The sequence below is a fragment of the Micromonospora yongxingensis genome (genome assembly GCF_052601155.1).
In genome coordinates this window covers 162,194-186,935 of record NZ_JBQXEO010000010.1, presented here as the reverse complement: position 1 = coordinate 186,935, position 24,742 = coordinate 162,194, and the positions used below count along the sequence as shown (strand labels likewise).

General features: G+C 67.3%; 26 protein-coding genes and 2 pseudogenes. 15 read left to right on the top strand and 13 right to left on the bottom strand.

Annotated elements, in window-relative coordinates; genetic code table 11:
• Positions 1 to 508: 508 nt before the first annotated feature.
• The 4 genes from ACTWLT_RS15135 (at position 509) to ACTWLT_RS15120 (ending at position 2,692) form a co-directional block, all read left to right on the top strand.
• Positions 509 to 1,147 (top strand): class I SAM-dependent DNA methyltransferase, encoded by a 639-nt coding sequence (locus ACTWLT_RS15135; RefSeq protein WP_445318938.1) that lies wholly within the window; start codon positions 509 to 511, stop codon positions 1,145 to 1,147.
• A 311-nt stretch (positions 1,148 to 1,458) separates the two neighbouring features.
• A complete protein-coding gene (locus ACTWLT_RS15130; protein ID WP_445318937.1) occupies positions 1,459 to 2,031 on the top strand; it encodes an AAA family ATPase in 573 nt (190 codons plus the stop codon).
• A 216-nt stretch (positions 2,032 to 2,247) separates the two neighbouring features.
• A complete protein-coding gene (locus tag ACTWLT_RS15125) occupies positions 2,248 to 2,472 on the top strand; it encodes a hypothetical protein (protein ID WP_445318962.1) in 225 nt (74 codons plus the stop codon).
• Positions 2,390 to 2,692 (top strand): DUF6308 family protein, encoded by a 303-nt coding sequence (locus tag ACTWLT_RS15120; protein WP_445318936.1) that lies wholly within the window; start codon positions 2,390 to 2,392, stop codon positions 2,690 to 2,692. The genes ACTWLT_RS15125 and ACTWLT_RS15120 overlap by 83 nt, the downstream gene beginning before the upstream one ends.
• A gap of 264 nt (positions 2,693 to 2,956) precedes the next feature.
• Here ACTWLT_RS15120 and ACTWLT_RS15115 read toward each other — a convergent pair whose 3' ends face one another.
• The 3 genes from ACTWLT_RS15115 to ACTWLT_RS15105 form a co-directional block, all read right to left on the bottom strand.
• Positions 2,957 to 4,012, bottom strand: a complete 1,056-nt coding sequence (locus ACTWLT_RS15115; RefSeq protein WP_445318935.1) for a hypothetical protein — start codon at positions 4,010 to 4,012, stop codon at positions 2,957 to 2,959.
• Positions 4,009 to 4,341: a PadR family transcriptional regulator gene (locus tag ACTWLT_RS15110; protein WP_445318934.1), complete on the bottom strand. Its 333-nt coding sequence runs from the start codon at positions 4,339 to 4,341 to the stop codon at positions 4,009 to 4,011. Before ACTWLT_RS15110 ends, ACTWLT_RS15115 begins: the two co-directional genes overlap by 4 nt.
• Before the next feature lie 775 nt (positions 4,342 to 5,116).
• Positions 5,117 to 5,323: a DUF7919 family protein gene (locus ACTWLT_RS15105; protein WP_445318933.1), complete on the bottom strand. Its 207-nt coding sequence runs from the start codon at positions 5,321 to 5,323 to the stop codon at positions 5,117 to 5,119.
• Between ACTWLT_RS15105 and ACTWLT_RS15100 the strand changes: the two genes are divergently transcribed.
• Positions 5,310 to 5,936 carry a hypothetical protein gene (locus ACTWLT_RS15100; RefSeq protein ID WP_445318932.1) on the top strand — a complete coding sequence of 209 codons (627 nt, stop codon included), beginning with the start codon at positions 5,310 to 5,312 and terminating at the stop codon, positions 5,934 to 5,936. The two genes, ACTWLT_RS15105 and ACTWLT_RS15100, sit on opposite strands and share 14 nt — an antisense overlap.
• A gap of 80 nt (positions 5,937 to 6,016) precedes the next feature.
• On the opposite strand, the pseudogene ACTWLT_RS15095 reads toward ACTWLT_RS15100, so the two are convergent.
• From ACTWLT_RS15095 to ACTWLT_RS15085, 3 genes and pseudogenes are all read right to left on the bottom strand, one after another.
• A pseudogene (locus ACTWLT_RS15095) lies at positions 6,017 to 6,097 on the bottom strand (VOC family protein); the annotation flags it as partial.
• Positions 6,098 to 6,595: 498 nt separating this feature from the next.
• Positions 6,596 to 7,633, bottom strand: coding sequence for a CU044_5270 family protein (locus ACTWLT_RS15090; protein WP_445318931.1), 1,038 nt, complete (start codon positions 7,631 to 7,633; stop codon positions 6,596 to 6,598).
• A gap of 1 nt (position 7,634) precedes the next feature.
• Entirely contained in the window at positions 7,635 to 8,183 is a 549-nt protein-coding gene (locus ACTWLT_RS15085) for an RNA polymerase sigma factor (protein WP_445318930.1), read from the bottom strand.
• A gap of 536 nt (positions 8,184 to 8,719) precedes the next feature.
• Here ACTWLT_RS15085 and ACTWLT_RS15080 point away from each other — a divergent pair.
• Entirely contained in the window at positions 8,720 to 9,214 is a 495-nt protein-coding gene (locus ACTWLT_RS15080; RefSeq protein WP_445318961.1) for an SMI1/KNR4 family protein, read from the top strand.
• A gap of 891 nt (positions 9,215 to 10,105) precedes the next feature.
• Positions 10,106 to 10,462, top strand: coding sequence for a VOC family protein (locus ACTWLT_RS15075; protein ID WP_445318929.1), 357 nt, complete (start codon positions 10,106 to 10,108; stop codon positions 10,460 to 10,462).
• Between the two features lie 566 nt (positions 10,463 to 11,028).
• On the opposite strand, the gene ACTWLT_RS15070 is transcribed toward ACTWLT_RS15075, so the two are convergent.
• Positions 11,029 to 11,760, bottom strand: coding sequence for a class I SAM-dependent methyltransferase (locus ACTWLT_RS15070; protein WP_445318928.1), 732 nt, complete (start codon positions 11,758 to 11,760; stop codon positions 11,029 to 11,031).
• 686 nt (positions 11,761 to 12,446) lie between these two features.
• On the opposite strand from ACTWLT_RS15070, the gene ACTWLT_RS15065 reads away from it, so the two are divergent.
• Positions 12,447 to 13,436 (top strand): hypothetical protein, encoded by a 990-nt coding sequence (locus ACTWLT_RS15065; protein WP_445318927.1) that lies wholly within the window; start codon positions 12,447 to 12,449, stop codon positions 13,434 to 13,436.
• Positions 13,437 to 13,501: 65 nt separating this feature from the next.
• Here the strand turns inward: ACTWLT_RS15065 and ACTWLT_RS15060 are convergent.
• Both ACTWLT_RS15060 and ACTWLT_RS15055 read right to left on the bottom strand, forming a co-directional pair.
• Positions 13,502 to 14,351, bottom strand: a protein-coding gene (locus ACTWLT_RS15060; protein ID WP_445318926.1) for an IS5 family transposase whose coding sequence is annotated in 2 segments (ribosomal slippage) — positions 13,502 to 13,988 and positions 13,987 to 14,351 — 852 coding nt in all. Because the reading frame shifts where the segments join, the coding sequence is not laid out codon by codon here.
• Between the two features lie 75 nt (positions 14,352 to 14,426).
• Positions 14,427 to 15,284 carry a helix-turn-helix transcriptional regulator gene (locus ACTWLT_RS15055; protein WP_445318925.1) on the bottom strand — a complete coding sequence of 286 codons (858 nt, stop codon included), beginning with the start codon at positions 15,282 to 15,284 and terminating at the stop codon, positions 14,427 to 14,429.
• Positions 15,285 to 15,413: 129 nt separating this feature from the next.
• On the opposite strand from ACTWLT_RS15055, the gene ACTWLT_RS15050 reads away from it, so the two are divergent.
• From ACTWLT_RS15050 to ACTWLT_RS15035, 4 genes are all read left to right on the top strand, one after another.
• Positions 15,414 to 16,238: a phytanoyl-CoA dioxygenase family protein gene (locus ACTWLT_RS15050; RefSeq protein WP_445318924.1), complete on the top strand. Its 825-nt coding sequence runs from the start codon at positions 15,414 to 15,416 to the stop codon at positions 16,236 to 16,238.
• Between the two features lie 239 nt (positions 16,239 to 16,477).
• On the top strand, positions 16,478 to 17,161 hold the full coding sequence (locus tag ACTWLT_RS15045; protein WP_445318923.1) for a hypothetical protein: 684 nt from the start codon (positions 16,478 to 16,480) through the stop codon (positions 17,159 to 17,161).
• Positions 17,162 to 17,170: 9 nt separating this feature from the next.
• Positions 17,171 to 17,488 carry a hypothetical protein gene (locus ACTWLT_RS15040; RefSeq protein WP_445318922.1) on the top strand — a complete coding sequence of 106 codons (318 nt, stop codon included), beginning with the start codon at positions 17,171 to 17,173 and terminating at the stop codon, positions 17,486 to 17,488.
• Between the two features lie 41 nt (positions 17,489 to 17,529).
• Positions 17,530 to 18,279, top strand: coding sequence for a hypothetical protein (locus ACTWLT_RS15035; RefSeq protein WP_445318921.1), 750 nt, complete (start codon positions 17,530 to 17,532; stop codon positions 18,277 to 18,279).
• Positions 18,280 to 18,291: 12 nt separating this feature from the next.
• Here ACTWLT_RS15035 and ACTWLT_RS15030 read toward each other — a convergent pair whose 3' ends face one another.
• Positions 18,292 to 18,921 carry a hypothetical protein gene (locus tag ACTWLT_RS15030; RefSeq protein ID WP_445318920.1) on the bottom strand — a complete coding sequence of 210 codons (630 nt, stop codon included), beginning with the start codon at positions 18,919 to 18,921 and terminating at the stop codon, positions 18,292 to 18,294.
• A gap of 64 nt (positions 18,922 to 18,985) precedes the next feature.
• On the opposite strand from ACTWLT_RS15030, the gene ACTWLT_RS15025 reads away from it, so the two are divergent.
• Entirely contained in the window at positions 18,986 to 19,243 is a 258-nt protein-coding gene (locus ACTWLT_RS15025) for a transcriptional regulator (protein WP_445318919.1), read from the top strand.
• Positions 19,244 to 19,740: 497 nt separating this feature from the next.
• Positions 19,741 to 21,006: a prolyl oligopeptidase family serine peptidase gene (locus ACTWLT_RS15020; RefSeq protein ID WP_445318918.1), complete on the top strand. Its 1,266-nt coding sequence runs from the start codon at positions 19,741 to 19,743 to the stop codon at positions 21,004 to 21,006.
• Between the two features lie 126 nt (positions 21,007 to 21,132).
• Here the strand turns inward: ACTWLT_RS15020 and ACTWLT_RS15015 are convergent.
• A pseudogene (locus ACTWLT_RS15015) lies at positions 21,133 to 21,345 on the bottom strand (leucine zipper domain-containing protein); the annotation flags it as partial.
• 482 nt (positions 21,346 to 21,827) lie between these two features.
• On the bottom strand, positions 21,828 to 22,475 hold the full coding sequence (locus ACTWLT_RS15010) for a TetR/AcrR family transcriptional regulator (protein WP_445318917.1): 648 nt from the start codon (positions 22,473 to 22,475) through the stop codon (positions 21,828 to 21,830).
• 50 nt (positions 22,476 to 22,525) lie between these two features.
• Between ACTWLT_RS15010 and ACTWLT_RS15005 the strand changes: the two genes are divergently transcribed.
• Positions 22,526 to 23,455, top strand: coding sequence for an NADP-dependent oxidoreductase (locus tag ACTWLT_RS15005; protein ID WP_445318916.1), 930 nt, complete (start codon positions 22,526 to 22,528; stop codon positions 23,453 to 23,455).
• A gap of 272 nt (positions 23,456 to 23,727) precedes the next feature.
• Here the strand turns inward: ACTWLT_RS15005 and ACTWLT_RS15000 are convergent, their stop codons facing one another.
• Positions 23,728 to 24,732, bottom strand: coding sequence for an AraC family transcriptional regulator (locus tag ACTWLT_RS15000; RefSeq protein ID WP_445318915.1), 1,005 nt, complete (start codon positions 24,730 to 24,732; stop codon positions 23,728 to 23,730).
• Between the last annotated feature and the right edge of the window lie 10 nt (positions 24,733 to 24,742).

The following is a 24,742-nucleotide window of genomic DNA, read 5'->3' as shown; positions in this document are numbered from 1 at the left end:
CGGGCGCCCAGTCCACCGCAGATTCACCGCATCCGCTCATCGGCAAAGCCGCGAGCGCTGTCTACGTCCCGGAGGCCATGTACGCGGCCAGGATGTAGTTGGGGTGCCGGTCGAGATTCTTGCGGGCCCGGTCGTAGCGCAGGCCCCACCGGAATGGGGAGCAGGAACAACCGGCGACGTATACGAACTCCCCCCACCAAGGCTTGGACGCACTAACCTCGGAGGCCGGCCTGCCCAACGTGCGGCGCCGGTACCGCACGTCACTGATTCAGGGATGGCAGCACCGTTCGAGCCGGGCCAGGCTCCGGGGAGCCCGCTCATCGTGAGCGGGCTCCCGAAACGGCTCAACCGAGGCCTAAGAGTTCAGCTGCAGTCGCGTGGATCGCGGCAGATCCGTACACGTGATCATGGGCTAATGGAAGACATGCCTATGGTCTGACTGACGCAGGCCGGTCATGGTGTCGGCCCGGCCGATGCCGTTCGCCTTGTCGGCGCTATCGTGCAGCGCATGGTCGTTACCGGTTGGCTCGACGACACCCGGACCTCATACGACACGGTGGCGGCCAGCTACGCCGACCTGTTGCGTGACGCTCTCGCCGGCGAACCGTTCCAGCGGGGCATCCTTGCGCTGTTCGCCGAGCTAGTGCGGGCCCAAGGGAACGGGGCGGTCGCCGACGTCGGCTGCGGCCCGGGCCGGCTCACCGGTTATCTCCACGGCCTCGGCCTGGACGCGTTCGGTGTCGACCTGTCACCGGCGATGATCGAGATGGCCCGGCGCGACCATCCCAGCCTGCGTTTCGAGGTGGGCTCCATGACTCGCCTCGACCTGCCCGACGGTTGTCTGACCGGCCTGCTCGCCTGGTTCTCCCTGATCCACGTCCCCGACGACGAGGTACCGAGGGTCCTGTCCGAGTTCCGCCGGGTACTGCGGCCGGGCGGGGTCGTGCTGCTCGGATTCCACGCCGGCAACGGCAGTCGACTCAAGACCGAGGGCTACGGCGGTCACCCGATGCACGTCTACGTGCACCGCCGCCCGCCGAACCGGATCGCGGCCTGGCTGGAGGCTGCCGGCTTCACCGTCGAGGCCGAGATGATCCACCGGCCAGCGCCGAACGTCGAGGGCGGGTTCGTCTTCGCCCACTGCTGAAGTAGGCGGCGGCATCCGAACCCGCGGATGCAGACGGGCCCGACGGCTCGTCTGCCCACCCTCGCGAGGGCTTGCACTGCCCAGGTTTGAAAAGCGGTGGCCTGGGTTCGTTGATCTAAGCGTCGAGGGGCAGGGCCCCAGCCTTCGACATGCGGGTCGCGCGTACCGCCGGGCCGTCTGCCCTCGCGCCGCCGGCGGTGGTAACGCAGGGCCGTTTCCGCCTCTGACAGAGGAAGTGTGGGCGCAGGTTACCCGGCCGGTCGGACTCACCTTCTGCCTGACCATGGTGCTCACGGGCGTTAATGTGTCCCATGATCGTGTGGCTCAACGGCACCCACGGCGTGGGCAAGACGACAACCAGTGCGCTCATACAGCAACTGATCCCAGATTCACGCGTGTTCGACGCCGAGAAGGTCGGCGAGATGCTCATGGACATCACGCCAGGGCTGCCCGCGACCGACAACTTCCAGCACTGGCCGCCGTGGCGCCAACTCGTCGTCGAGACCGCCCGCCACGTGCTCGACTACACCGGCGGCACTCTGGTGATACCCATGACCGTCCTGGTCGAGCAGTACTGGCGCGAAATCAGCACGGGCCTCGCCCACCATTCCATCCCGGTAAGGCACTTCGTCCTCCACGCCGACGACGACACCCTCCGCTGGCGGATCGAGAGGGAACACCCCGTCCCCTCCCCGTTCCGCCTCAGGTACCTTGAGCCCTACGCCGAGGCGGCCCGCACCTGGCTACATGCCGAGGCCGAAGTCATCGACTCCACGCATCTCACGCCCGCCCAGGCCGCCCTGCAGATCGCCCTCCGAGCTACCGAAGGAAGCCCGGGCTCTGTTCCGCCGAGACCTGAAGACGGCCACGGACGGCTGTTGTAGGGGCTACAGCCCATCGAACTCGCAACACTCGAGGACGCAAGGCGAGTCGCGCGTGTTCAGCGGCATGAGCGTGTACCCGGTCTTGCGGCCAGCGCTGCCCGGATCGCGGCTACAGGGTTGCTTCGGGTGGCCGGGTAAGACCACGCAAGCGAGAAGCGATCTACTGCAGGTCGAACATGATCTGCTCCACGAACCCCGGCGTGGCATGCTTTCGCAGTGCAGGCTGAGGATCTAGTCCGAGCCCGGATCCGTGAAGTGCTCGCCGTTCCCGGCGTCGATGGGCTCGTCGCCGCCTACTTCAGCTCCGACGGGCCGTTCGCCGGTATGTCATTCGACCTGGTCGGCGAGAACCCGCCTGATGTCCTGCTCTGGACGACCTGCTCGCAACCAGTTGCTGAATATCTCCTGGCGCCCGCTCGCTATCCGGGCACTCCTCGCTGACGGCAACCACGTCAGCGCGGCGCTCGCCGCGATCAACGCCGACCTAGATCTATGGAACGCCGGTCCTGAAGACCGACAGCCAGCGGCGGTGCCTCGACGGCCTGCCTGGAGTCGGCCCGGTGATGCGAGCAAGCTCCTTGCCCGCAAGCGGCCCCGGCTTGTGCCCGTCCATGACGAAATCGTGCTTCGTGTGCTCGCTCCTCCGAAGGAGCAGCTGTAGGTGATGCTGGCGGCCGCGATCGGGGGACGGTCCGGCGAGCCAAGGGTTCGAGAGAGGCATGCGCCAGTTTCCCAGAGGCTCCGGTCCGTGCGCTCAGCGGCCGATGACACGCAGCGACTGACAACCTGTCATCGACAGATCCGGTCGTTCAGCGACCGGTGAGCGGGCGCGCTGATCGCGGCTACATGACAGCGCTTCCCGTTTTGGTCTGCGCGGCCGATGGGGCTTGCGTCTCGGGCCGGTGGGGCCGAGGTTGGGCGAGTCCTACGAAGGTGTGGTGGGTCTTGGGCCGACGGTGGGGATCGATGGAAGTCGGCGCAACGCCCGGATGGCTGCTACGGCGACCGGTACGCCCACCGCCAGGACGGCGATTGCCTGCACGGAAGCGATCGTGGCGAGGGTTGCGTGCTGTGCCTGGTCGCTGTAATCGAGCAGGGTTGCGGTTCGCAGGGCGAGCGTGGCGACGGCGAGCAGGGTGAGCGCCAGCGACCACGGCAGCGTGCGAGGACGACGACGCGATACTCGAACGGCCAGGTGTATCACCATGGCAGCAGTAACCGCCGCGCAGGACAGGCCCGGCCAGTCGACGAGCCTCAGCGCCGGTGTGGTCGCCTGGATGGTGAACAGCGGCACGGGAACGAGGAGGATGCCGACCGGCAGCGCGAGGAGCCAGGGGCGGCGCGGCACCGGTGGGGCGCCGTGGTGAAAGGCCGCCATGGCGAGTAGCAAGACGACGTCGATGAGCAGCATCGCCCAGGGCGACACGGACAGCGGTATATCACCGGCTTGTTGCACGGCGGTGGTGATGGCGGGAGGCACGACGGCGAGCAGGGCGACTCCCTGGGCCACGCGTCGGTGTCCGAGGACGAGCGCAATGTAGGCCGGTAACCAGGCGTAGCCGGCCAGGTCCCAGGCGGTGTGCAAGATGCTCTCCGGCGGGATGAGTGCCCATTCGGGTGCAAGAGCCGGCAACCAGGCGATCTTCCCGGAGAGCCACAGTGTGACGGCGATGCTGGCGGTGACCATGACGGCGTGGGTCAGCATCGCCATCAGGGTCGCCAGTCGCACGGCTTGCCCCCAGGCGTACGAGCGGGGTGGCGCGTCCGCCCCGCCGAGACGCAACCGCACGGCGAGGGACACGATGCTGGCGACCTCGGACAGGCTCGGCCGGCCGTAGTCCGCGACATACGCGGTGGTCTCGGAGTCGCCGGTGTCCATGCTGTCCAGGAAGGCGGCGACCATGTCGTCTTCCCATTCCTGCCGGTATGCGGCGGGCAGCAGCCGAAGAACGAACCGGTAGCGCTCCTCAAGCCGGCTCACGACGGAGTCCCCGTGATCGGGTTCCGCCGCTCGCGCAACCGGATCGAGGCGAGGCGCGCGTTGGCGGTCAGCCGTTGAGCCTCTGCGTCGAGGGCGTCGCGGCCTTGTTCGGTCAACCGGTAGTACCGGCGTAACCGTCCTTGCCAAGCCTCTTCGCGGTCCAGTTCGACCAGGCCATCACCGACGAGTCGGTCCAAGACCCCGTACAGGGAGCCGATCTTCAGCTGCACGCGGCCCCGCGACAGTTCCGCCACCTCCGCGACGATCCCGTAGCCGTGGCGTGGAGCGTCGAGCAGCGCGGTGAGGATGAAGAAGGCTGGTTCGGTCATCGCCCGAGGACTCATCCACCTAATATAGTGGAAGACAAGATATGTTGTGTGCCGGAGGCCAAGCTGGCGCCGGCGGGTTCACCGCGCCCCGGCATGCGCGGGGCCCACGACAAGAAGGAGTGATCATGGGCGACGGTGACGCGGCGGACGCCGGAGACCTGGGCGGGCCGGATTTCGCTCCTGCGATACCGGCGGTGGAGAGCAGCGTCGTCGGCGCCCCGCCCACCAACGGGGCGGCCATCGTTCTTGGTCCCGGATACAGCGGTCAGGTCATACTGCCCCGGACCCCGCAATGGGTTCGGCCGCTGCCCCCAGTCGCAAGCAGTGACCTTGGCGGCGGAGCTGGAGAGGATTCACGGGCAGCGCCGACGATCATCCGTAACGGGGCCGGAAGCTAGCGAACGACCGCGTCGGCACGTCCGGACGTCGCAGACCGGTGCCGACGTCACCTTCGGTGACGAGCGCTTCGCGGCAGATCCGGTAACCCTCCGCGCGACGATTGCGTGGAGCCGAATGTCCCGCTGAGCTAACCGCACTGAGCGTGACAGAAGGGTCGAGCGGCCGACGCGGCCCGAGACGCAGACGGCTACGCGGTTATCGGCAGCGCTTGAGGGCCTGGCGATGGACCACTTCGACGTGGTCCGGCAGTTAAGCAAGGGCGTCGGCCTTACTGCGCACGCGACGTCTGCCGACCACCTTGCGTCTATGCGGCCCTCTGGTGCCGGCCCGACTGACCTTCACTTGGCAGCCGAGTGCGGCAGAAGCCGGATCCCCACTATGCGACGCCGGGGGTGGGGACACCGGTCCGAACCGCCTCGATGAAGCCATCAGGTGGCAGGTAGCTATGCTCTTCAACGTAGTGGCCGATCAGCGCCGGTGCAGGGAAGTTCGTCCCGTCCACTCCGGTGAGCCAGATCTCGCCGTTCCCGTGCGCAACATCGGGAGCGTTGAATGCCGTGGTGATCACTATGGAAGCGGTCATCGAGGTTCCCGCGGTCACCGGCGGATCGCCGTGGCCGGTGGCAGCGATGGCGCCCGGTTCGTGGTTGGTGCTCAACGCCGGCTGTGCCGATGACCGGGTCGGGCTGTTCGTGACGGCGCTCGCGGGTCGGCTTGATGTTCAGCCTCCTGGCGGCCGCGATGAGGTCGTGAACGCGCTGCTGGCTGAGGACTTTCTCATTGCCGCCGGCGGCCTACAGGTCCGCGACAGCACCATTGGGACGGTGGTGACGCCGGGCTGCTGTGCCGGGCTGGAGGACTGGCGCGACTGGGCGCAGGTGTTGATCGGCGACTCGCCGTGGCTGGGACATGACCCAGGTCCCGAGGTCGAGATCGTCGGCGACGGTCTGCGGGTGTGGCAGGACGGCGGCCCGAACCTTAATCGCGGCCGGTGGGCCGGCATCCACGTCGACCTGCCACACCGTGCGTTACCCGGTCTGCTGAGCGGCGTGCAGCGGGACTTGGTCGGCTTCCTCGACGCCCTCACCGGATGGGCCACGCGGGTCGGACTGCAGCAGCGCGGGACCGCTCTAGGTAAAGCGATCGACAAGAACTTCGCGATCACGGCGCCGTTGGACGTACAGCCCTTCCGCTAGCGCTGTCATCGGCAAAATCACTCGACCAGCGGCCGATCAGGATCGGTGACCTTGGCGCCTCAGCGGGCAAGTGCGCGACGTCAGGTGGCCCCAAGCAGGGCCCACCGGTTGCCGGCGATGTCGAGGAAGACCGCGACCCGGCCGTAGGGCTCGGTTCGTGGCGCTCGCTCGCTGACCAATTCGCCAACCTCTGGGAGGTCACACCGCACCGCATGACCGCATCACCACAGGCCAAAGCCCTCGTCTCTCTCCGACGTCGGTGAGCACTTCGGGCGCAGAGACCACTTCGCCAACCTGCACCCAATCTGCTCCCAGTTGCAAGGCCGAGCCAACTATCGGCTCCTTACCGTCTTGACCTGTCCACACTCCCCCACCAGGCGACATAGAGCGTTGTCAACTGCATCGCAAATCGCGGAGCACTCCGCGGGAAACAGGACGCTGCACCCACTCCGAGCTGCGGAAACGTGGAGCCGCAGGTGAGGGTGGGTGCAGTTGAGGGCCGTTCGACACCCGTTGGACGCAGTTCGGTGCCGTTCACGCCACCCCGTTGCTCCCCACCGGCTCCCCTGATCCGCAGTTCACCCCGACCGCCGAACCCACGGGCTTCCCACCCTGGACGGGAGCCTGGATCGGCGGTGGCACGGGTGGTCAAGGGGGTGTCACCGTGGCGTGGCGGCGTACTCGGCTATTAGGTACGAGCGGTAGGTGATCACTGCGGGAATCGTCACGTTCAGCTTCCCCGCGGTGGTGGTCAGCACCTCCTCGTATCCCAACAGCGCGCCGGAGTCCGCATCGACGATCAGGGTGTACTGGGCAGGCAGGCCGTGAGCGTTGGTGGTGATGGAGAAGGCTTCCCCGGTGCGTCCGGCGCGGTCAGTCACGGTGCCGGTGACCGTGATGCCCGGGAGGTCGGCAAGAAGCGTGAGCACCGCTGCGCGCTGGGCCGGGTTCAACAGCCGCATCCCGGCGAGTTGGGCGGCGTCCTCCAGGTACTGCACCGGCGCCTGAGGCGCGGACCCGCCTGCCCTCAGCCAGCCGCGCAGCGCGGCGGCGTCCGTCGGGACCGTACCGCGGAAGCCGCTGCAAAACTCGCCGGGCGCGTAGTCGAGCGTCTCCTCGGACGACTCGACGCGACCACCCCACTTCTGCCACTGCCTACGGTCAGCGTCTGAACGGAAGACCGGCGGCAGATCCTTCCGGACCATGCGGCCCGCGTCGTCATCGGTCCGCCAGGACCTCCACTGCTGCGGCACCACAGCGGATACGGTCCTACCGCCGGAGATGGAGGAGTTCAGAAACCAGTTCGTCGACTCCAGGTGCTCCACCGTGCCGGCGGGCCGCGGCGGCATCGGCTGCTGCGCCGCCACGGCGGCCAGCCGCCGAAGCCGGGTACTGGCCGGTTCCGCGGTCGCCGGCGGCTTGTAGGTCAGCATCAACGGGGTGGCCGCATAGGCCGGCGCCGGCTGGCGGTACAGCTCAACCGCTACCCCACCACCGGCCGCCGCCACGACCACCGCACTGACCGCGGCCAGCACAAGCCGACGTCGCGGCACTGACCGGTTGGGGGTGCCGGCTCTGCGGTCGTCGGCGAGGATACGAGCCAGATCCTGCCCGCGACGGCTGTCATCGCATGGCGGGACGGTACGGGCCGGGTCCAAGTCGCCCAACACCTGACGCACCTCATCCACGGCATCCATGTCATCCACCCCAATTCGACATCGACGGCGCCGCGCTCGAGGTCCGCCCCGCCCCGTCCCCGCTCACGCCGAGCTGCCTTCGTAACCGACGACGGGCTCGCATCAGCCGCATCGCGAATGTCGCCCGCGACTGACCCAGTACGGCCGCCGCCTCGGCCGGCGCCAACCGCTCCCAGGCCACCAGCCGCAGAATCTCCTGGTCACTGGCGGACAACCGGTCGAACGCCACCGCGACGTCACGCTGGCTGACAACACCGTCCGCGTGATCCACCTGCACCGCCTGATCAGGCTCCGCTGCCACCCGCAGCGTCAGTTCCTGCCATCGCCGGCGGCCTCTGGCCTCGTTGGCCAGCACCAGACGCGCCACTCCGTACAGCCACGGCAACGCCGAGCCGGCCGGCACATCGTCCAGACGACGCCACGCGACGAGGAAAACATCGGCAACAACATCACCGACGTCAGACGCACCCACCCGCCGAGCGACGTACCGCCACACGTCACCGTGATGGCACTCGTACAACTCGGTGAACTGCTCCTTCGCAGCGTCCATCACACCCCCTACGTGCTTATGTCCGGCACCAGCCAAAACGTCACGCCTCGCCGGCGGAACCACCCAACCTGGCACCGCCCGCGTCATCGAGGCGGGTCCGATCGTCCAACCTCTTCGGCAGATCCTGACCCTGAGCGGCAGCTCCAGCCGTCACGCTGCGTGCCGCGCGGATCGCGGCTACTTAGCGGACGTTGCCTGACTGACATGAGCGGACGTTGCCCGACTGACGACCGGGGACCATAGCTGACATTTCGGGTCCACCGACGAAAAGGTCTCCAGAGTGGATGCGCTGGTGATGGCGTTGCGGATGGGACCCGGCTCTCAGCTGAGGGGACCAGGTTCCGGCTCACCACAGCGGGGCAGCGCAATCTTCAATAATGAATGGCACGTCCGCCGCTGCGATGCGCGAGGGACCCATGAACCCAGCGCGCGTCATCCCCCGGAAGCAGACAGCCGGGCGCGCCGCCACGGACAGCGGTCAGAGCGCGGCGCTGGCGTTGTTCCTGCAACTGGTGCTAAGCGACTACCGTCAGCGCGTGCTCGATCCCACGATCGTCTTCGACACCTCCGGTCCGCTGGAAAGCCCGCTCACAGACGAGGTTCTGCGGGAGGTGGAGGCGCAGCTTGGATGCAAGCTACCCGCTGCGTACGTCGACCTGGCCCAGCGACACAACGGCGGAGTGTTGGCCCGTGACGCCCACCCCTCGCCCAGCCGAACCTCCTGGTCCGCAGACTATGTGGCTGTGTACACACTGGCGGCCATCGGTCGGACTGCTTCCTTCAGCCTGTGCGGCGAGCTCGGGAACGCGTTCTGGATAGCGGAGTGGGGCTACCCCGACATCGGCATCTACATCGCCGACTGCCCCTCAGCGGGCCACGACATGATCGCCCTCGACTACCGATCCCCCGGCGAGCCGACAGTCGTACACGTCGACCAGGAGTGGAACTACCAGATCACGATCATCGCCCCCGACTTCGAGACGTTCCTAGGCGGCCTCGTCGACGAAACCGAGTTTGATGGAGACGATTGATCGCCCGCTCGGCACCCGCGCAGCGACACCTGAGTGCAGAGTGGGCGCCCGTCACTGACGCCTTCGGGTACTCCGAAAAGGTCGCCGAGCATGAGGCCCTGGTCAGCGGATTGTCGGCGGGATTCGAGCTTCAGCTCTCGGGATACGTGCCGTCGCCAGCACGGTACGCCCCTGCGCCATACATCGATGCGGTAGGACTTTCTGACTGGCGTCGAAGGTCCCCAGGACGACAGCCGGCACCAGCCGGGCGAGCAGCCGTCAACCCCTGACCACTTCGGTCTTTCTCTGGGAGGTCAGGCCGGGCCGCTCGGCCAGCTCATCGCAGGTCAAGAGCCCTCGGCCCCACCCTGATTCGGTGAGCGCTTCGGTCGCGATGACCACTTCGCCAACCTGCACCCAATCTGCTCCCACCTGCAAGGCAACACCACACAGCAGCTCCTTACCACCGTGACCTGCGCACGGTCCCCCGCCAGGGAAGATAGAAGGCAGTCGACTGCCGCCCAAGCCCGCGGAAACAGGACGCCGCGCCGACTCTAACCTGCGGCAACGCGGAGCCGCAGGTGGTGATGGGTGCAGTTGAGTACCGTTCGATGCCGTTGGACGCAGTTCAAGGCCGTTCAGGACAGCCCGCTGCTCCCAACCCGCTCCCCCAAACCGGGCTCACCCCGGGCCGCCGACCGCCGACCGATCGTGAGCTGTCGGCCCAGTGCATTGGTTGGTGCCAGCGTCGGCGCCCGCAGCCGCTTCGGTCGATCGGGCAGCACGCTCACGCGCCTTGTCAGCGGCAGATCCGGATAAGTCGAATCGGCAAGCGGCGGAGTGTGCGACCGCATCGGAGAGGTGAACGATCATCCGGACGTGGATCGTCCAATCGCCCGTAACATGGCCGGCATGGCCATCGCTCGCTTCCCCAGCATCGTCATCGACTGTCCCGACCCTGGTGCGCTCGCACGGTTCTACGGCGCGATGTTGGATTGGAAGGTCGACGTCTCCTCCGACTGGGCTGAGGCCCGCGCGGAGTACGGTCAGTGCATCTCGTTCCAGCAGGTGGATGGGTACAGGTCGCCGACGTGGCCAACCCAGGAGCTGCCCCAGCAGATCCATCTCGATGTGATCGTTGACGACCTCGATGCCGCCGAGGCGGCAGTGCTCGATCTTGGCGCAACCAAACATCCGCACCAACCCGGTACGTCTTTCCGTGTCTTCCTCGACCCGGCAGGTCACCCCTTTTGCCTCTGCATGAACTGATCCGGACGGGAAATCCTCAATTACAAAATGCCCTGAACGGCTCGTTGTGAACAGCGACTCGCGGTGCCCAACCTGACGAAAACGTGGAGAGCACGGGTTCGAGTGGCTCCCGGCCAACATGGTGGTGACAAGCGTTGGCGCTGGACTTACCCGGCCGGCCCCGACCTTCGGGACTACCTGCTCGATGCTCGCCGGCTGCGGCACCTTCTGGCCCATGGCGCCGATCCGAGCGACGCAGAGAATTTGTCTATGACCCTATACGCGCACCGCAGCGACGGCGGACGCTCAGAAATTCTGATGTGGGCCGAGGGCTTTCTGCAAGCGGCACAGGACATCGCATCATCGACCGCACGCCGGCTTGCAGGCGGGGACGTGCCCTACCGGACTGGCCGCAGCCGGTACGGTCCGGTGTCAGTGCGCGACTACCGGATGCTCCATACCAGTAGGTCGATCGAGCTGAGACCCTTGCCGATGAGGCGGTAGGACGCCTCGACCGAATCCGTGGCTGTGGCTACGCGGTCGCCTATACGCGCGGATCGCGGCATGTGCGGACGCTGTCGGTGCGGTCAGTGGTTTTCGGCGTAGTAGGAATGCACGGCGGGTTGTCCGGTGTAGTTGGCACCAGCGCGATCGTCGGCGCCGAGATAGCTGTACAGGAGGCGGGCGTCACGGCGGCCGGTGCAGCTGATCCGGCGGCGACGGGAGTCGTAGGAGAACCCGGCGGCGCGGAGTCGGGCGGTGAGGCGCTGCCCAGCGGGTCGCCCATCAGGAAGCCGAATGCTGGACAGGTCCAGGTCGGCCACGAGCCGGCCGGTGGGAGTGAGCCAGCCGGCCGCGCGGGTCAGGACGGCGAGCTTGTCTCCGACGTAGTGCAGTCCGTGCAGACAGGTGATCAAGTTGAACGTCCGCGTTGGTGCCCAGTTGGTCACGGAGGCGCAGATCAGCTCCAGGTTCGGTAGTGGTGCCGGTACGGGATCAAAGGCGTCAACCAAGTCCACCCCGACGAGGACTGTCCGCTCGGTCAACCCTGCCAGCCGCAGCTCCCCGGCAGCTTGGATCAGCGCTCGACCAGTGCCGCAGCACAGATCCAACCACCCAGCGGCTGCAAAAGGATCAGCCCGGCCGGCGCCAACAGGGCCGGCGGCGAGAACGTCAAGAGGGTTGAACCCCAGCTCCCGGGTGTAGCTGTTGACCCCGGACAGCTGCCGCTCGCGGTTCATGGCGCAGTTCGCCACCACCGCGGATTGCTCCAAGGCGTCGCCGCCAAGCAACTCGAAACTGGCGCGTTGGTCGACCACACCAACATCATCCCAGGAGCAGCTCTTCAGGCCGAACCCTCGATCAGCGGCATGAAAGTGCGCTGTGTCCTGAGTGGGTGGTCGGCGTGAGCGCGCCTGCGATGATCGTTGGGTTGGCGCAGGAGGTCCCCATGATCGAGTGGCTTGACGATGTCTGGTCTCGGGCGCACGCCGTGAGATTGTCGAAGGTCCACGTGTTTTCTGGCAGGGCTCGGTGTACCGGATCGACTGACGTCATTCCTGGCGCCCTTGGCCGACTTGCTGAACCTGCAGGAGGGCCGCCCGCAGTTCCGGCCCACCGGGCGAGAGGGCAAGCGGTACCTGATTGAGCGTGGGCTTCCTAGCGCGCTGTATCCCGTGTTGGTCGCCCGCCACCGGTCAGCAATGCGGCGAGCTGTCCGATACACACGTCGAAGATGTCCGTCGACGGCTCACCGCCGCCACGCCCTCAGCCACCGGCAGGGCGGCGATCCTGCTGTCCTGGCTGGGCCGGCTCCCATTCCGGCAGAGGCATTCTGGGGCGAGGTGTCCTGGTGCGGCAGACGGGGACGGCTCCACACGACTTGCACGACTTCGCCGCATGGTGGATGCAGCGGAATCCCGACGATCCGGCTGAGCCGGGACCGTCGCTGCTTAGCAAGGCGAAGAACTCAGGCACCAGCACGCGGGCAATAAAATTCACTTCTATGGTCCGCACCACGCCTCCGCGTCCTCTAGACATCACCGCACTCTTCCCCGAACTGCGGGAACATTCCGTCACGGCTACCCGCCTGCATCCCCGGCCCGGCGCTCCGACCGTTACGGATAGCTCGGTCGGTGGACCGCTGCTGTGGCCGGACGACGAGGTATGGCCGGTCTGCGACGACGTCGGGGCGCACGAGCCATGGGGCCTGACGACCCCGGCCGCCCTGCACCGCAGGCGGGAGATCCTCGCGACCGCAGAAGCGCGGGAGCCGCTGCCGGGCGGGGACTTCTTGACTGTCGAGGAGCGGGCCGAGCTCGATGCGGCGGATGCTCTGGACTTGGACGACCTGATCGAGGATCCCATCCCGTTGGTTCCGGTCGCGCAGCTGTACCAAGAAGATATCCCGGACTACGCCGGTCCGGACGGCACCGACCTGCTCCAGGTGCTGTGGTGTCCGGTGGACCACTCGGACCGGCACTACAGTCCTCGCGTCTTCCTCTACTGGCGCGACAGTTCCGCCGTCGGCCCGCTGCTCGAAGCGCCTCCCGAACCGCCGGTGATCAGCGACATGTACCTGCCGGTTCCGTGCGTGGTGCACCCCGAGCAGGTCCGCGAGTACCAATACGCCGACCTGCTCCCCGATGACCTACGCGAACGGCTCGACGAGTGGGATGACGACGAAGACGAGAGCCGTCCCCACTATCAGAGCGACTTGTCGCTGGCGCCTGGATGGAAGGTCGGCGGGTACGCGAACTGGTCGTTGACCGATCCGTACCCGATGGATTGTGCTGCCTGCGGCACCACGATGACCTTGATTTTCACCGTGGATTCGGGCGACTGGAACGGCATGCATTGCAGCTGGCGCCCGTCCGAGGAAAACCCGACCGCGTCCCCAGACATCGTCGGCGTACAGATCGGGCGCGGCTACTCGCTGTACACCTTCCGCTGCCCCGAATCATTCGATCATCCCCCGGCCACCGCTATGCAGTGACGGGGTTTCCCTCCATGGCTTGCCGGCCTCCGAAACGCAGGCCCCTAGGCCGTGTCTTCAAAGGTTCACAACCATTGGAGTAGCGCGGCGATAGTGACTGTGGCCTGGAACGAGGTCGCGGTCTTGTCGTAGCGGGTCGCCACGCTGCGGCACTGCTTGAGCCGGTTGAAGCAGCGTTCGACGACGTTGCGGCGTTTGTAGAGCTGCTTGTCGAACACCGGTGGTCGGCCGCCACGGCTGCCTCGTCGGTGGCGGTTGGCCTGCTGGTCGGCGCGTTCGGGGATGGTGTGCCCGATACCGCGTCGGCGCAGGTCCGCCCGGATGGCCTTGGAGCTGTAGCCCTTGTCGGCGATGACGTGGTTCGGGCGGACCCGAGGTCGGCCGGGTCCGGACCGCTCGACCCGGATGGCGGCCATGACGTGGGTGAAGCGGCTGCAGTCGTTGACGTTGCCGCCGGTGAGCACGAACGCCAGGGTCCGACCCAGGCCGTCGCAGGCGAGGTGAATCTTGGTGGTCAGTCCACCTCGACTTCGACCGAGGGCGTGATCTTGTGGTTCGTCCGATTCGCAGGCCCCCTTTAGCGCCCGCGGCGTGCTGGTGGGCGCGCACGATCGTGGAGTCCACCGGCACCAGCCAGTCAATGTCCCCGGCAGCGTCCGCGTCGGCCTGGACCCCGGTCAGCATCCGCTCGAACGTGCCATCAAGGGCCCACCTGCGGAAACGGGTATAGATCGACTGCCACGACCCGTAGCGGACGGGCACATCACGCCACGCCGCCCCGGCCCGGATCTTCCACACGATCCCGTTGAGCACCCGCCGGTCATCGACCCGAGGCCGACCACCAGTCACCACCGACGGCAGATACCGCGACAGCGCTTCCCACTCGACGTCAGACAACTCGTAGCGACGACCCACGCCCTACATCATCCGACACCAAGATCCTTTGAAGACACTGCCTAGGGCGGCCAACCGGGGCTGACGTATACCGGTTCACCGCCGCGGTGAAGGCCGCCTACCCGCTCCTTGACCGTGCCGGCTGTCCCGGAACTGCCGGGGGGTCATGCCGGTGCGGGCGCGGAAGCGACGGATGAGGTGTCGCTCGTCGCTGAATCCCAGGACGGCGGCAATGTCTCTCGTGCTCATTGACGTGTGCTCCAGCAGTTCCGCTGCGGTGTCCAGCCGGTGCCGGTTCCGGTACTGCTGCGGACCAGTACCGGCACGAGCGCGGAAGGCTCTACGCCAGGTCTCGTACGGCATTCCGACCGCTCGGGCCACCTCCGGCATGCCGATGTGCGTTTCCAAGTCACCCTCGAGCAGTTCCACCGAACGGGCGAACCAGCCGGCCTGCACGCCTTCCCTCGTCCTGCCGGCGGCGCTGGTTGCGTCCACGATGAGCCCCAACAGTTCCAACCCCTCGCTGTCGCCGCTCCCCGGTGACGAGGCACGGGGGCGGCGGCGGAAGGCGTCGAAGCGGGCCTGCCACAGGGCCACCGGCAACGCCGTGTGCACCGGTTGGCCCGGATCGACAACGCCTGACCGGTGGGCGAGCTCGAACAACGGCCCGTCGAAGACGAGGAACGTCTCGTCCCAGGTGGCGTCGCCTGCCGTGCCGTACCAGTGCGGCAGTCCGGGGAAGATGAGGATCAGCGTGCCGGGTGCCACGGGGATGTCATGCGTCGCGTCCCGGTACCGGCCGGCCCCGGCGGTGACGTAGGTCAGGGCGTAGGACGGATAGCTGCGCGGTGCACGGCTTGGGATCCCGGTCCCACCCTCGATCCGCCCCGCGAGTCGGATGTGCCCGAGACGCGCGACGCCGCGTCGGGACACCACCTCCGCAACGGGTGCCATCCCGGGACGGTAGACCACAACGTACCCCTCCTGCCAGGTCGTTCCGGGAGTGGCCATCAGCCGTCTGGTGGGCTGTCGGCACAACACGGTGCGACGAAACAGCATCACCGAGCGAAGGGAAATCCCGCCATGACCATCACCCACCTGCCGCCGTTGACCAGCCCGTACCCGGTGTCCGCCGCGGACCTGGCGTCGTACCGGCGCGACGGTCACGTCCGGCTGCGCGGCGTCGCGAACGCCGGCGAGGTCTCCGCCTTCCGTGACGTGATCGCGGCCGGCGTACGGCAACTGAGCACCGAGGACACGCCAATGGACGAGCGCGACACCTACCGTCGCGCGTTCCTGCAGGTCGGAAATCTATGGCGGCACGACCCGGCGGCGGCCCAGTTCAGTCTGGCCAACCGATTCGCGGGCGTGGCCGCCGCGCTACTGGGCGTTGAGCGGGTTCGGCTCTACCACGACCAGGCGCTGTTCAAGGAGCCGCAGGGCGGTCACACGCCCTGGCACCAGGACGCCATGTACTGGCCGCTGGACGGGCATCGGTGCATCACCATGTGGATGCCGCTGGTCGACGTCAGTTCCGAGGCGGGCGGCATGTGCTTCGCCAGTGGCAGTCACACCGCCGGTCCGCTCAGTGACGTCGTCATCTCCGACGCCTCCGAGGAGCACTTCGAACGGCTCGTCTCCGACCGGCGGTTCCCGATCGCGGCGCCGATCGCAATGGCGGCCGGAGACGCGAGCTTCCACTCGGGCTGGACCGTGCACAAGGCGTTGCCCAACGCGTCGACGACCATGCGGGAGGTGATGACCGTGATCTGGTTCGCCGACGGCCTGACCGTCTCCCCGCCGGCCAACCCGGCGCAGATCAACGACCTGGCCACCTGGCTGCCCGGCGCGAGGCCCGGTGACGTGGCCGCCACCGAACTGAACCCCCTCCTGCCGACGGCCGGCTGAGCCGGGCCAGCCGCGGATCGCCGGTCATCGGCTGCGCCGGCTCAGCGCTCACCACCAGGTGCCACTTCAAGCCGGACGGGACACCGCCGCGGAGATCGGCGCGGCCATCCGGGGCATCTCTGCCGCGACAATGTCCTCGCGGTAGCGAGACGTCCAGCCCAGCGCCCGGGGTACCCCGGATCTTGGTCATTCACGTACCGTGGTCCTACCTCGCCGTGGCGAGCGCATCACGGAAAGCGTTGACCGAGCAGGAAGCCGGGGGGCGAATGCAGCAGGGCAGCCGGCCTGAACGTCTCAAACTGGCGAGTCTGGACTTCCTGGGCGACGATTCCGCCTTGCGTGAGCAAGCCGATCGTGCGCTGCGCGAGGCGGGACGTGAACCGCGACCCGAGGAGTGCTCCGGGGCGGACCAATCCGGCTCCATCCGCGTGGTGGTCGACACCCAGCGAAAGGTCTCAGCTGTCACGATCGCTCGCGACTGGCGCAGCCAGCCCGGCCCCAGCGGGTTCGCCGATGCGCTCTTCGAGGCGTACGCCGCCGCCGTGCAGGCTGCCCTCGAATTGGCGGCGCTCCTTCATCTGCAGGCGGAGGCGAGAGGTCCTGCATCGTCGGATCAGGAGCCGCTCGACAGGAGCCCCGATCGGGACGTCGACGAGTACACGTGGCTGCGCGACACCTGGCGAACACTGTCCGACCTTGAGGCAGAGCTGGACGCTGCGGCTCGCCTGTCCAGGGTGAAAGGCGAGTCGAGCATGTCGAGCCCCAACGGCTGTCTGTCGTTGCACATCCGCGGAGGCGGCATCACCGGCATCACCGGCGACGTCAGGCGGATCGCGCGGGAAGACGCGGGTCAGCTGCAGTTCGAAGCCCTTTCCGTCTTCCGCGCGTTCGAGCTGGCCAGCGCCGGACGGACTGGATCGTGAGGTAGTGAGATGGATGCACTGACTGTCATCACCGACTCGCTACGTGATGAGGGAGGTAAGTGGCTGACGCTGTCGGACCGGGTCGCCGCCATCAAGGTCGCTGCGGAGCAGCTGCATCTCGACCCATCGGCCTTCTTCATCGGTGACGCGAATGTCCTCATCCACTCGCTGGCGTACAACGACTTCCACACCTTCATGGTCGCCGTCCTGAATGGAGCGGTGACCGAATTCGACCAGGTTGGCAAGGCCCTGCGTCGCATCGCCGATGAGTACGACCGGGCCGACGAGGTCGTCTCACTGGACCTCAACGAGATTTACAAGGCCTAGCGGCCCACTGCGCGACGTTCGGAGAGGGCACGGAGCACCCCATGCAGCCAGGCACCACTGATCTTGAGTACGGGGAACCGTTCAACAAGGCGTTCGACCACATCCGCTCCGGCATCGACACGGCGATCGCCAAGTTCAACGAGATCGTCGAGCAGGTGCAGCAATGGAAGTGGCTCCTCGGACCCGCAGCACTCATGTGGATCAAGCACAGTCTGGATAGCACCCGAGCAGGAATGGACGCTGTCCTCGACCGCGTCGAGCAGGCCTTGGAGCATCAACTGCCGGTGCTGTCGCTGATCGAGGTCAGCTTCCGCTGGGTCAACGACGTGAAGACCCCGGTCTCCGAGCTTTCTTCCGCCACCACCGATCCAGCGAACGAGAACCTGCCCAAGTGGACCGGCGACGCCGCGAGTGCCTACAACGCGAAGGCACTTAAGCAGAAAGCCGCGGTCGACGAGTCCGTCGTCAAGTCGGAGTTCATCAGCCAGTGGCTGTTCACGATCGCGAAGGCGAACGTCGACTACGCCGTCGAACTCGCGAAGATCGTCACGGGGCTGGTCGGCAAACTGGCGCAGGCGGCGTCGGAAGGGGTAACCGTCATCGACCTACCGTGGGCCATCTCCACCCTCGCCGAGTCGGTCGGAGACCTGGTCACCGCCGGCCTGGACGTTCTGCTCACCATCGGCCAGCGCTTCGTCGACGCGCTGGGCAACATCCGAGACATCGCCACGCAGGTCGGCGACCATTCGAAGCTACCCGGTGGGCGGTGGCCCGAGGCCGTCCGAGGATGACCGACGGGCGCATCACAGCGTGGGTACGGCCGCCTGGGTCGCCCTGAGGAACGTCAGCGCCTTCGATGCGAGCGTGTCGGTGGCGGCATACGAAGCACCGCCGAGGGCCAGCCAGACCTTCACCACCAGGTTGCTCGTGCGCGCGTGGACCATGTACTCGGCGTACTTGAAGCCGGGCTCGGAGCGCTTGGTGAAGGCTTCGGCCTCGTCGCCCACACCGGAGATGCGGCCGGCCGGAGTCATCACCGTCACCTGCGCCGTAGCTCTGTAGAGCAGCCGGGCCTCCTGCTCGCTGGCTGGCGTGGACGCCTCCACCCGCAGGTTCGCCTGGTGCCCGTCCTTTGTCCGCATCTCGAACAGACACGCCGCACCCGGGTGCCCTAGAGGTGGTTTCGGATCGGTACGGGCCACCGTCAGGGACAGCTCCGCCAACGGCCGAAGATCAGTACGCTTACACAGCTCCAGATCTTGAGCGCGATAGATGGGGCCGGCCGAGGCGGTGGGCGCGGTGGCGGCAACGCTGCTCGTGGTCGGCCCGGCGGTCGGCGCACCCGCAGGAGCCGAGGAACCGTCACAGGCGGCAGTGGTGAGCACCGCAACGAGCGCCACGACAAGACGAGAAACACCGGCCGACGCAGACACGTCTCGAACATACCGGCTGAGAAGCTGGCAGACTGCCCGAGCGACGAGCCACTATGGTGCCGGTATGACCGCCGCAGAGACCCCGGAGCAAATCACCCGGACCCGCATGGTCACCGCCCGGGCGGTCCTACAGGGCCAAGCCGATCTTCGTACGTACCCCTATCGTCTGCTGGCCGTGGTCTCCCATCACGGCCTCGGCGGCGGCAAGGTCAGCGAGGCGGTTGCTGCCGCCGAGGTCCTGGGCCAGTTCGGCTGGGACCTCGTCAACGTCTCGGAATTCGCCTCCAACAAGATCGTCTACGCCTTCCTGCGGAGACAGTGACGATGGCTTTCGGCCCCTGCCGGACCTGACGCGGCTGGGCACGTGACCGCCATCGGACCGTAGCGTTCCGTGAATCTGTTGACTGCACCACTGGCGTGTCGTCCCGCCAGCGAACGGCAGGAGGTTGACGCTCACCCGAGCGGTGCCCGGAGGCGTGGTGGCGTGGAACAGGATTCGACGGGTCGAAACTGGTAGCTGTCCTTGCCCGCATCGGCCCGCGCTCCGGCGGGCGGCACTGCGACAGCGCCAGGTTCATCGAGGACCCTCGTGGGGGGTCAGCGCGCGGGTACGCCTGATGCTGGCGACTTCGCCGTTGGGCAGTAGCCAGTAGAACGGGATGAACGCGGCGACTGCGATCAGGCAGGACTTCCTCTCGCTAGCTCCAACGACCTCAGGCGCTCTGATCACCCCTGGCGGCACCGGTTGCCGGCGGATCTCTGCGACGCTAGGTTGGAATTTATCGATGAACATCGACGTCGCAAGGTACGGGGGCCCGCATGTCCACGTCTGTCACTCGCCGCACCGTCCTGGCCGGTGGCGCCGGTGCCGCCATCGGCCTGGCGCTGCCCGGCCCCGCCGCCCACGCCGGTGGCCACCACCCGACCAGCGTGAGCTTCACCCTCGACGCGAGAACGCTCGACGGCGGTGAACAGGTCACCTCTGTCACCCTCGACACCAGCCGGCTCGGGCCGATCGACCCCGCCGGGCTGGCCCCCGGCACATTCACCGTGCATGCCAAGGCCACAAGCCCGATCCCGATCGCTCCCGGGGATCTGATCTTCAGCGAGTACGACCTGGACCGCACAGTGACGGCGGCCCGGCTCGACCGGCACGGAAACATCGTCCTGGAGCTGAGCCACGCCGAAGGTCAAATCGGTGGTGGCACCCTCGGCTACATCGTGAGCAGGGGCCGCAACGTCCGGCTGAACCTCGTCTACACCATCAGGCAGAACACCCCGCTCGCCCGGCGCCACGGCCCGCCGGTCACCATCACGCGCTTCGTGCAGGGGCGGCTGTCGAACCCCGAGGTGGACGCCTTCAGCCACCACGTCTCGGGCTCGGGCCTGAAGTACCGGTTGTATTCCCCGGAGCGTTCGCCCCGCCACGGTCGGCTGCCGCTGATCCTCTGGCTGCACGGCGGCGGCGAGGGTGCCTCACCTCCCGACGACTACTACGACAACGAGACCACGCTGCGCGCCAACCGCGGCGCGCTCGGCTTCGCCACCCCGGAGGCTCAACGGATCTTCTCCGGCGCGTACGTCGTCGCTCCGCAGAGCACCTCCTACTGGATGGAGGACGGCCCCCGGTTCGCCCCGCTGATCCGCGAGATCGTTCAGGACCTCGTACGCCGCAAGCGTGTCGACCCCGGCCGGATCTACGTGGCCGGTTGCAGCAACGGCGGCTACATGTCACTGGAGATGACCGTTGCCTATCCCGACCTGTTCGCCGCGTCGGTACCGATCTGCGGCGTCGTCGAGCCGCTCGGCGGAGAAGGCCCACCGTTGATCACCGACGCGGAGCTGGCGAAGATCAACACCCCGACCTGGCTGGTCACCTCGCGCGACGACGACACCGTGCCACCCGAGACCAACACGATCCACGCGCACGACCTCATCCCGGGATCACTGATCACCCTGTACGACCATGTCGTCTGGAACGGCTACCAGTTCCCCGGTCACTGGTCCTGGATCTACGTGGCCCGCAACGACCCGAGCCGCAACGGCACCCACATCTGGCAGTGGATGGCCCGCCGTCGTCGGTGATCCACCGTCCGAGGTCACGCGAGCGGGCCGCACCGTCGGCACCGGCCGAATCACCGCCTGCTCCGCACGGCGCCGTGCTGGCGCATGTTTCCAGCGCAGATGCACGATCTTGCGTACTACCGGCTAGGGAGTCCTCGCCGGGCTGCGGTGCGGACGCGAGGATCGGTTCGCCATCGCGGCCGCGCCATACGCGGCACACCGCACGGCCTACCGCTTCGCCCTTGGCCAGGACACGTCATAGCGCTCGGCTGCTCGAGCGACCGTCCAACCCTCATCCACGATCAGACGCGCCAATCGAAGACGTGCGCGCGGAGTCAGAGCAGCGTTAGCGTGGGACACGAACGCCTCCTGGTTGGCGGAGCGGTTCCTAGACTGCTCCACTCCACAACCGGAGGCCTTCGTCATCACGTCTATCTACGTCGTGTCGTCACACGACCTCAACCAAGCTCCCTGGGCAGTACAGCTAGAACGCCCGACCACCTGACGGCGGCAATCCACGCTCCCTCACGTCTAGAGCGGCTGGGAACTGACCGACCACGTCCCACAGTATCTGCGCCGCCCGTACGCTCGACACCGCTAAGCCACCCCTCGGGCGGCATCGACCAAAAGTCGATCACGAGGCGAGCAGGGTTCGTTACCGAGGCCATCGGCGTCTGCCTCATCGGCAAGGACCAACCCGGCCGCCAGGACGTCTCCGACGCCGCCCGCCGCGCGGGATGCCATAGACGTAGCTACAGGTCACACCGTCCGGATGGCGGTATCGCGTGGGTGCCGCGATCGTTAGGTTGCAGCGGTGCGAGCGCCGCTACCAGGAAGAAGGACTAGCCCACTTGGCCGCGTCTGGATGCCGATGCCGGGGGCGCCAGCCGCGCCATGGGCGGGAGCGGCGAGACATCCTGGGAGGCTTGGAATGCCGAGATGGCGAGCGCGGCGAAGCGCCGGGAGGCGTTGACCTGGGTAGTCGGCGAGGTCGCGTGGATACCGCTGTTGGCCATGAGCACGAGGATGACGTCGTCCAGGACGAAGTCGGGGCGTAGGCGGCCCGCTTCCTTGGCGCGGCGGGCCAGTTCGTCGATCGCCCTGAGCGCGTATTCACGGCGCGCTTCGAAATCCACCGCATTGGGAAAGGTCGAAATGAGAGCTGCGGTAAAGCCTCGATCGCGTGCGTGCAGTTCACACATTTTCTCGATCACGAGACAGAAACCGTGCCACGGATCCAGATCGGCGAGGCCCTCGTCAACAACGGCGCGACACGCGTACATCTGTTCTGCGAATGCCTCGGTGACCAGTATCTCCTTGGTCGGAAATCGGCGGTACAGGGTGGCGGGTGCAACCCCGGCGCGCCGGGCAACCTCCCGTATCGGCACGTCCAGGCCCTCAACGGCGAAGACCGCGCGGGCGGCCTCGAGGATGCGCTCGCGGTTGTCCAGGGCGTCGGAGCGAAGAGCGTGAGGCAAACGATCGGTCACGGCTCTCACTTTAGCGAGGCGGACAGCGGCCTGCGTTAGCGTCCGTGTGCATGAGGGCTTTGCAATTTTCAAAGTACGGTCCCGCGAGTGTCCTCGAGGTCTCGCAGGCGCCGGAGCCGCACGCCGGACCGGCCCAGATACGGGTGGCAGTTCGGGCCTCGGGTGTCAATCCGGCCGACACGTACGTCCGCGCCGGCCGATTCCAGGACTGGATTCCACTCCGCCTGCCCCACGTGCCGGGTGTCGATGCAGCCGGTGTGGTGGATGAGGTCGGTGACGGGGTGACCGCGGCTCGGGTAGGCGATGAGGTATTCGGGATCACGGACTACGCCCAGATGGGCGGAGCGAACGCCGAATACGCCGTCTTGGCCGCGTGGGCACCGAAGCCGGCCGCCCTGAGCTGGGAGCAGGCCGGCGGTGCGGCGGGCAACATCGAGACGGCCACCCGCGTGCTCGACCGGCTGGGCGTCAAGGACGGCACTACGCTGTTGATCGAGGGCGCGGCCGGCGGGGTCGGTACGACCGCGATCCAGCTCGCCGTCGCTCGCGGCGCGGCCGTCATCGGCACTGCCAGTGACCGCAACCATGAGTTCGTCGCCTCGCTCGGGGCGATCCCGACCACCTACGGCCCCAGGCTGGCCGAGCGGGTCCACACTCTGGTGCCCGGCGGGGTGGATGTCGTACTCGACTGTGCCGGCTCTGGTTCTCTACCCGACCTGGTCGACCTAGTCGCGAGCCCGGGCAGGGTGGTGAGCATCGCCGACATCAACGCCGCGTCCTACGGCGTGCACCTATCGCGCGGCTCTGGCCCCGGCGCGGACACACCGGCTCTCGAAGGAATCGCCGCCGCCGGCGAACTCGCCGAGCAGAGTCGCTTCACAGTGCCGGTCGCTGCCGTGTTCTCGCTGGAAGAGGCGGCCGACGCCCACGAGCTGAGTGAGTCCCGCCACGCGCGCGGCAAAATCGTGCTGAAGCCGTAGGGTGCGCCACCGAGCCTCTGTCCGCTTGACCCGAGGACGTGGAACGGACCGGCGCCCACTTTGGTAAGCCATGCTGTGGACGTGGTGGGAAGCAACCGACAACAGCACAAATTTGAGGTTCTGGCGACACGACGTAGATAGACGTGATGACGAAGGCCTCCGGTTGTGGAGTGGAGCTGCCTAGGAACCGCTCCTCCAACCGGGAGGGCCTTCGTGTCCCACGCGTTCGATGACGATTTCCAGGGCTGGCCTGCCCGCCGGGCATGATGGGTTTATGACGGCAGGCGGACCTGAATCGGAGCGGCCGCGGTGGCGGTCGTTCGCGCCGGCGGTGAAGCTGCGGCTGTCACGTCCCCCTGTTCCTCGCGCACCCGGTACCGGTAGCGCAGTGGTGACACGCCCACCTCGCGCTTGAAGGCGCTGCTGAAGGCACTCTCGGACGCGTATCCCAGGTCGGAGGCCAGCGACCCCACGCGGACATCGCCGTCGCGGAGGGCGCGTTGCGCGAGCAGCATCCGCCACCGGTTGAGATAGGTGACCGGCGGCATCCCCGCAACGGTCCGAAAGCGTTCAGCGAAGGACGTGCGCGACATCGCCGCCGCGCGCGCCAGCTCCTGCAGGCCCCAGGGTTTTCCAGGTTCGTTGTGCATGAGGGCGAGCGCCGGGCGCAGCCGTTCGTCGGTCAGCGCCCGTAGCCAGCCTGGAGGCAGCTCGGCCTGGTCGACGTAGGCGCGCAGGACCTCCAGCAGCAGGAGCTGACCGTGCTGCCGGATCGCGAACGCCGATCCGATCCGACCGCCCGTCACCTCGTCGAACAGCCGATCGAGGCTTGTACGCAGGCTGCTGGCCGCGGCGGCCGATACCCGCACGTGCGCCACCGGAGGGAGCGCCTGCAACAGCAGTGTCCGACCGGCCTCGTTCAGGTCCACACGTACACCTATGACAACGTCGTCGGTGTGACGGTCGGCACCGGCGAGGCCGGTCTGGGCGTCGGTCTCCTCCGGGACGATCACCTGAGGCGGGCCGTCGCCGGTGCCGCCTTCGAGCTCCAGCCACGACCGGCTGTTCACGATCGCGACGTCGCCCGGCTCGAGCTCGACCGGGTCGCCGACGCCGTCGGCGGTCAGCCGGGCGCTGCCGCTCACCATCGCGAAGAACTTCAGGGGATCCTGCACCGACGCGCGCGCGACCCACCGGCCCGTGGCTGCCACCCCGCCGGTCAGTAGCCCGCGCACCTCGACGAAGTCCAACACCTCGGATAACTGATCGGCCGCCATCCCCGTACTA

Excerpts from the sequence above, each read along its gene's own strand:
- ACTWLT_RS15110 (WP_445318934.1), bottom strand. The coding sequence starts at position 4,341 with ATGACCGAACCAGCCTTCTTCATCCTCACCGCGCTGCTCGACGCTCCA.
- ACTWLT_RS15075 (WP_445318929.1), top strand. The coding sequence starts at position 10,106 with ATGGCCATCGCTCGCTTCCCCAGCATCGTCATCGACTGTCCCGACCCT.
- ACTWLT_RS15085 (WP_445318930.1), bottom strand. The coding sequence starts at position 8,183 with ATGGACGCTGCGAAGGAGCAGTTCACCGAGTTGTACGAGTGCCATCAC.
- ACTWLT_RS15000 (WP_445318915.1), bottom strand. The coding sequence starts at position 24,732 with ATGGCGGCCGATCAGTTATCCGAGGTGTTGGACTTCGTCGAGGTGCGC.
- ACTWLT_RS15020 (WP_445318918.1), top strand. The coding sequence starts at position 19,741 with ATGTCCACGTCTGTCACTCGCCGCACCGTCCTGGCCGGTGGCGCCGGT.
- ACTWLT_RS15065 (WP_445318927.1), top strand. The coding sequence starts at position 12,447 with ATGGTCCGCACCACGCCTCCGCGTCCTCTAGACATCACCGCACTCTTC.
- ACTWLT_RS15120 (WP_445318936.1), top strand. The coding sequence starts at position 2,390 with ATGTCCTGCTCTGGACGACCTGCTCGCAACCAGTTGCTGAATATCTCC.
- ACTWLT_RS15025 (WP_445318919.1), top strand. The coding sequence starts at position 18,986 with ATGACCGCCGCAGAGACCCCGGAGCAAATCACCCGGACCCGCATGGTC.
- ACTWLT_RS15100 (WP_445318932.1), top strand. The coding sequence starts at position 5,310 with ATGGAAGCGGTCATCGAGGTTCCCGCGGTCACCGGCGGATCGCCGTGG.
- ACTWLT_RS15035 (WP_445318921.1), top strand. The coding sequence starts at position 17,530 with ATGCAGCCAGGCACCACTGATCTTGAGTACGGGGAACCGTTCAACAAG.
- ACTWLT_RS15050 (WP_445318924.1), top strand. The coding sequence starts at position 15,414 with ATGACCATCACCCACCTGCCGCCGTTGACCAGCCCGTACCCGGTGTCC.
- ACTWLT_RS15040 (WP_445318922.1), top strand. The coding sequence starts at position 17,171 with ATGGATGCACTGACTGTCATCACCGACTCGCTACGTGATGAGGGAGGT.
- ACTWLT_RS15135 (WP_445318938.1), top strand. The coding sequence starts at position 509 with ATGGTCGTTACCGGTTGGCTCGACGACACCCGGACCTCATACGACACG.
- ACTWLT_RS15130 (WP_445318937.1), top strand. The coding sequence starts at position 1,459 with ATGATCGTGTGGCTCAACGGCACCCACGGCGTGGGCAAGACGACAACC.
- ACTWLT_RS15090 (WP_445318931.1), bottom strand. The coding sequence starts at position 7,633 with ATGGATGCCGTGGATGAGGTGCGTCAGGTGTTGGGCGACTTGGACCCG.
- ACTWLT_RS15005 (WP_445318916.1), top strand. The coding sequence starts at position 22,526 with ATGAGGGCTTTGCAATTTTCAAAGTACGGTCCCGCGAGTGTCCTCGAG.
- ACTWLT_RS15105 (WP_445318933.1), bottom strand. The coding sequence starts at position 5,323 with ATGACCGCTTCCATAGTGATCACCACGGCATTCAACGCTCCCGATGTT.
- ACTWLT_RS15055 (WP_445318925.1), bottom strand. The coding sequence starts at position 15,284 with ATGGCACCCGTTGCGGAGGTGGTGTCCCGACGCGGCGTCGCGCGTCTC.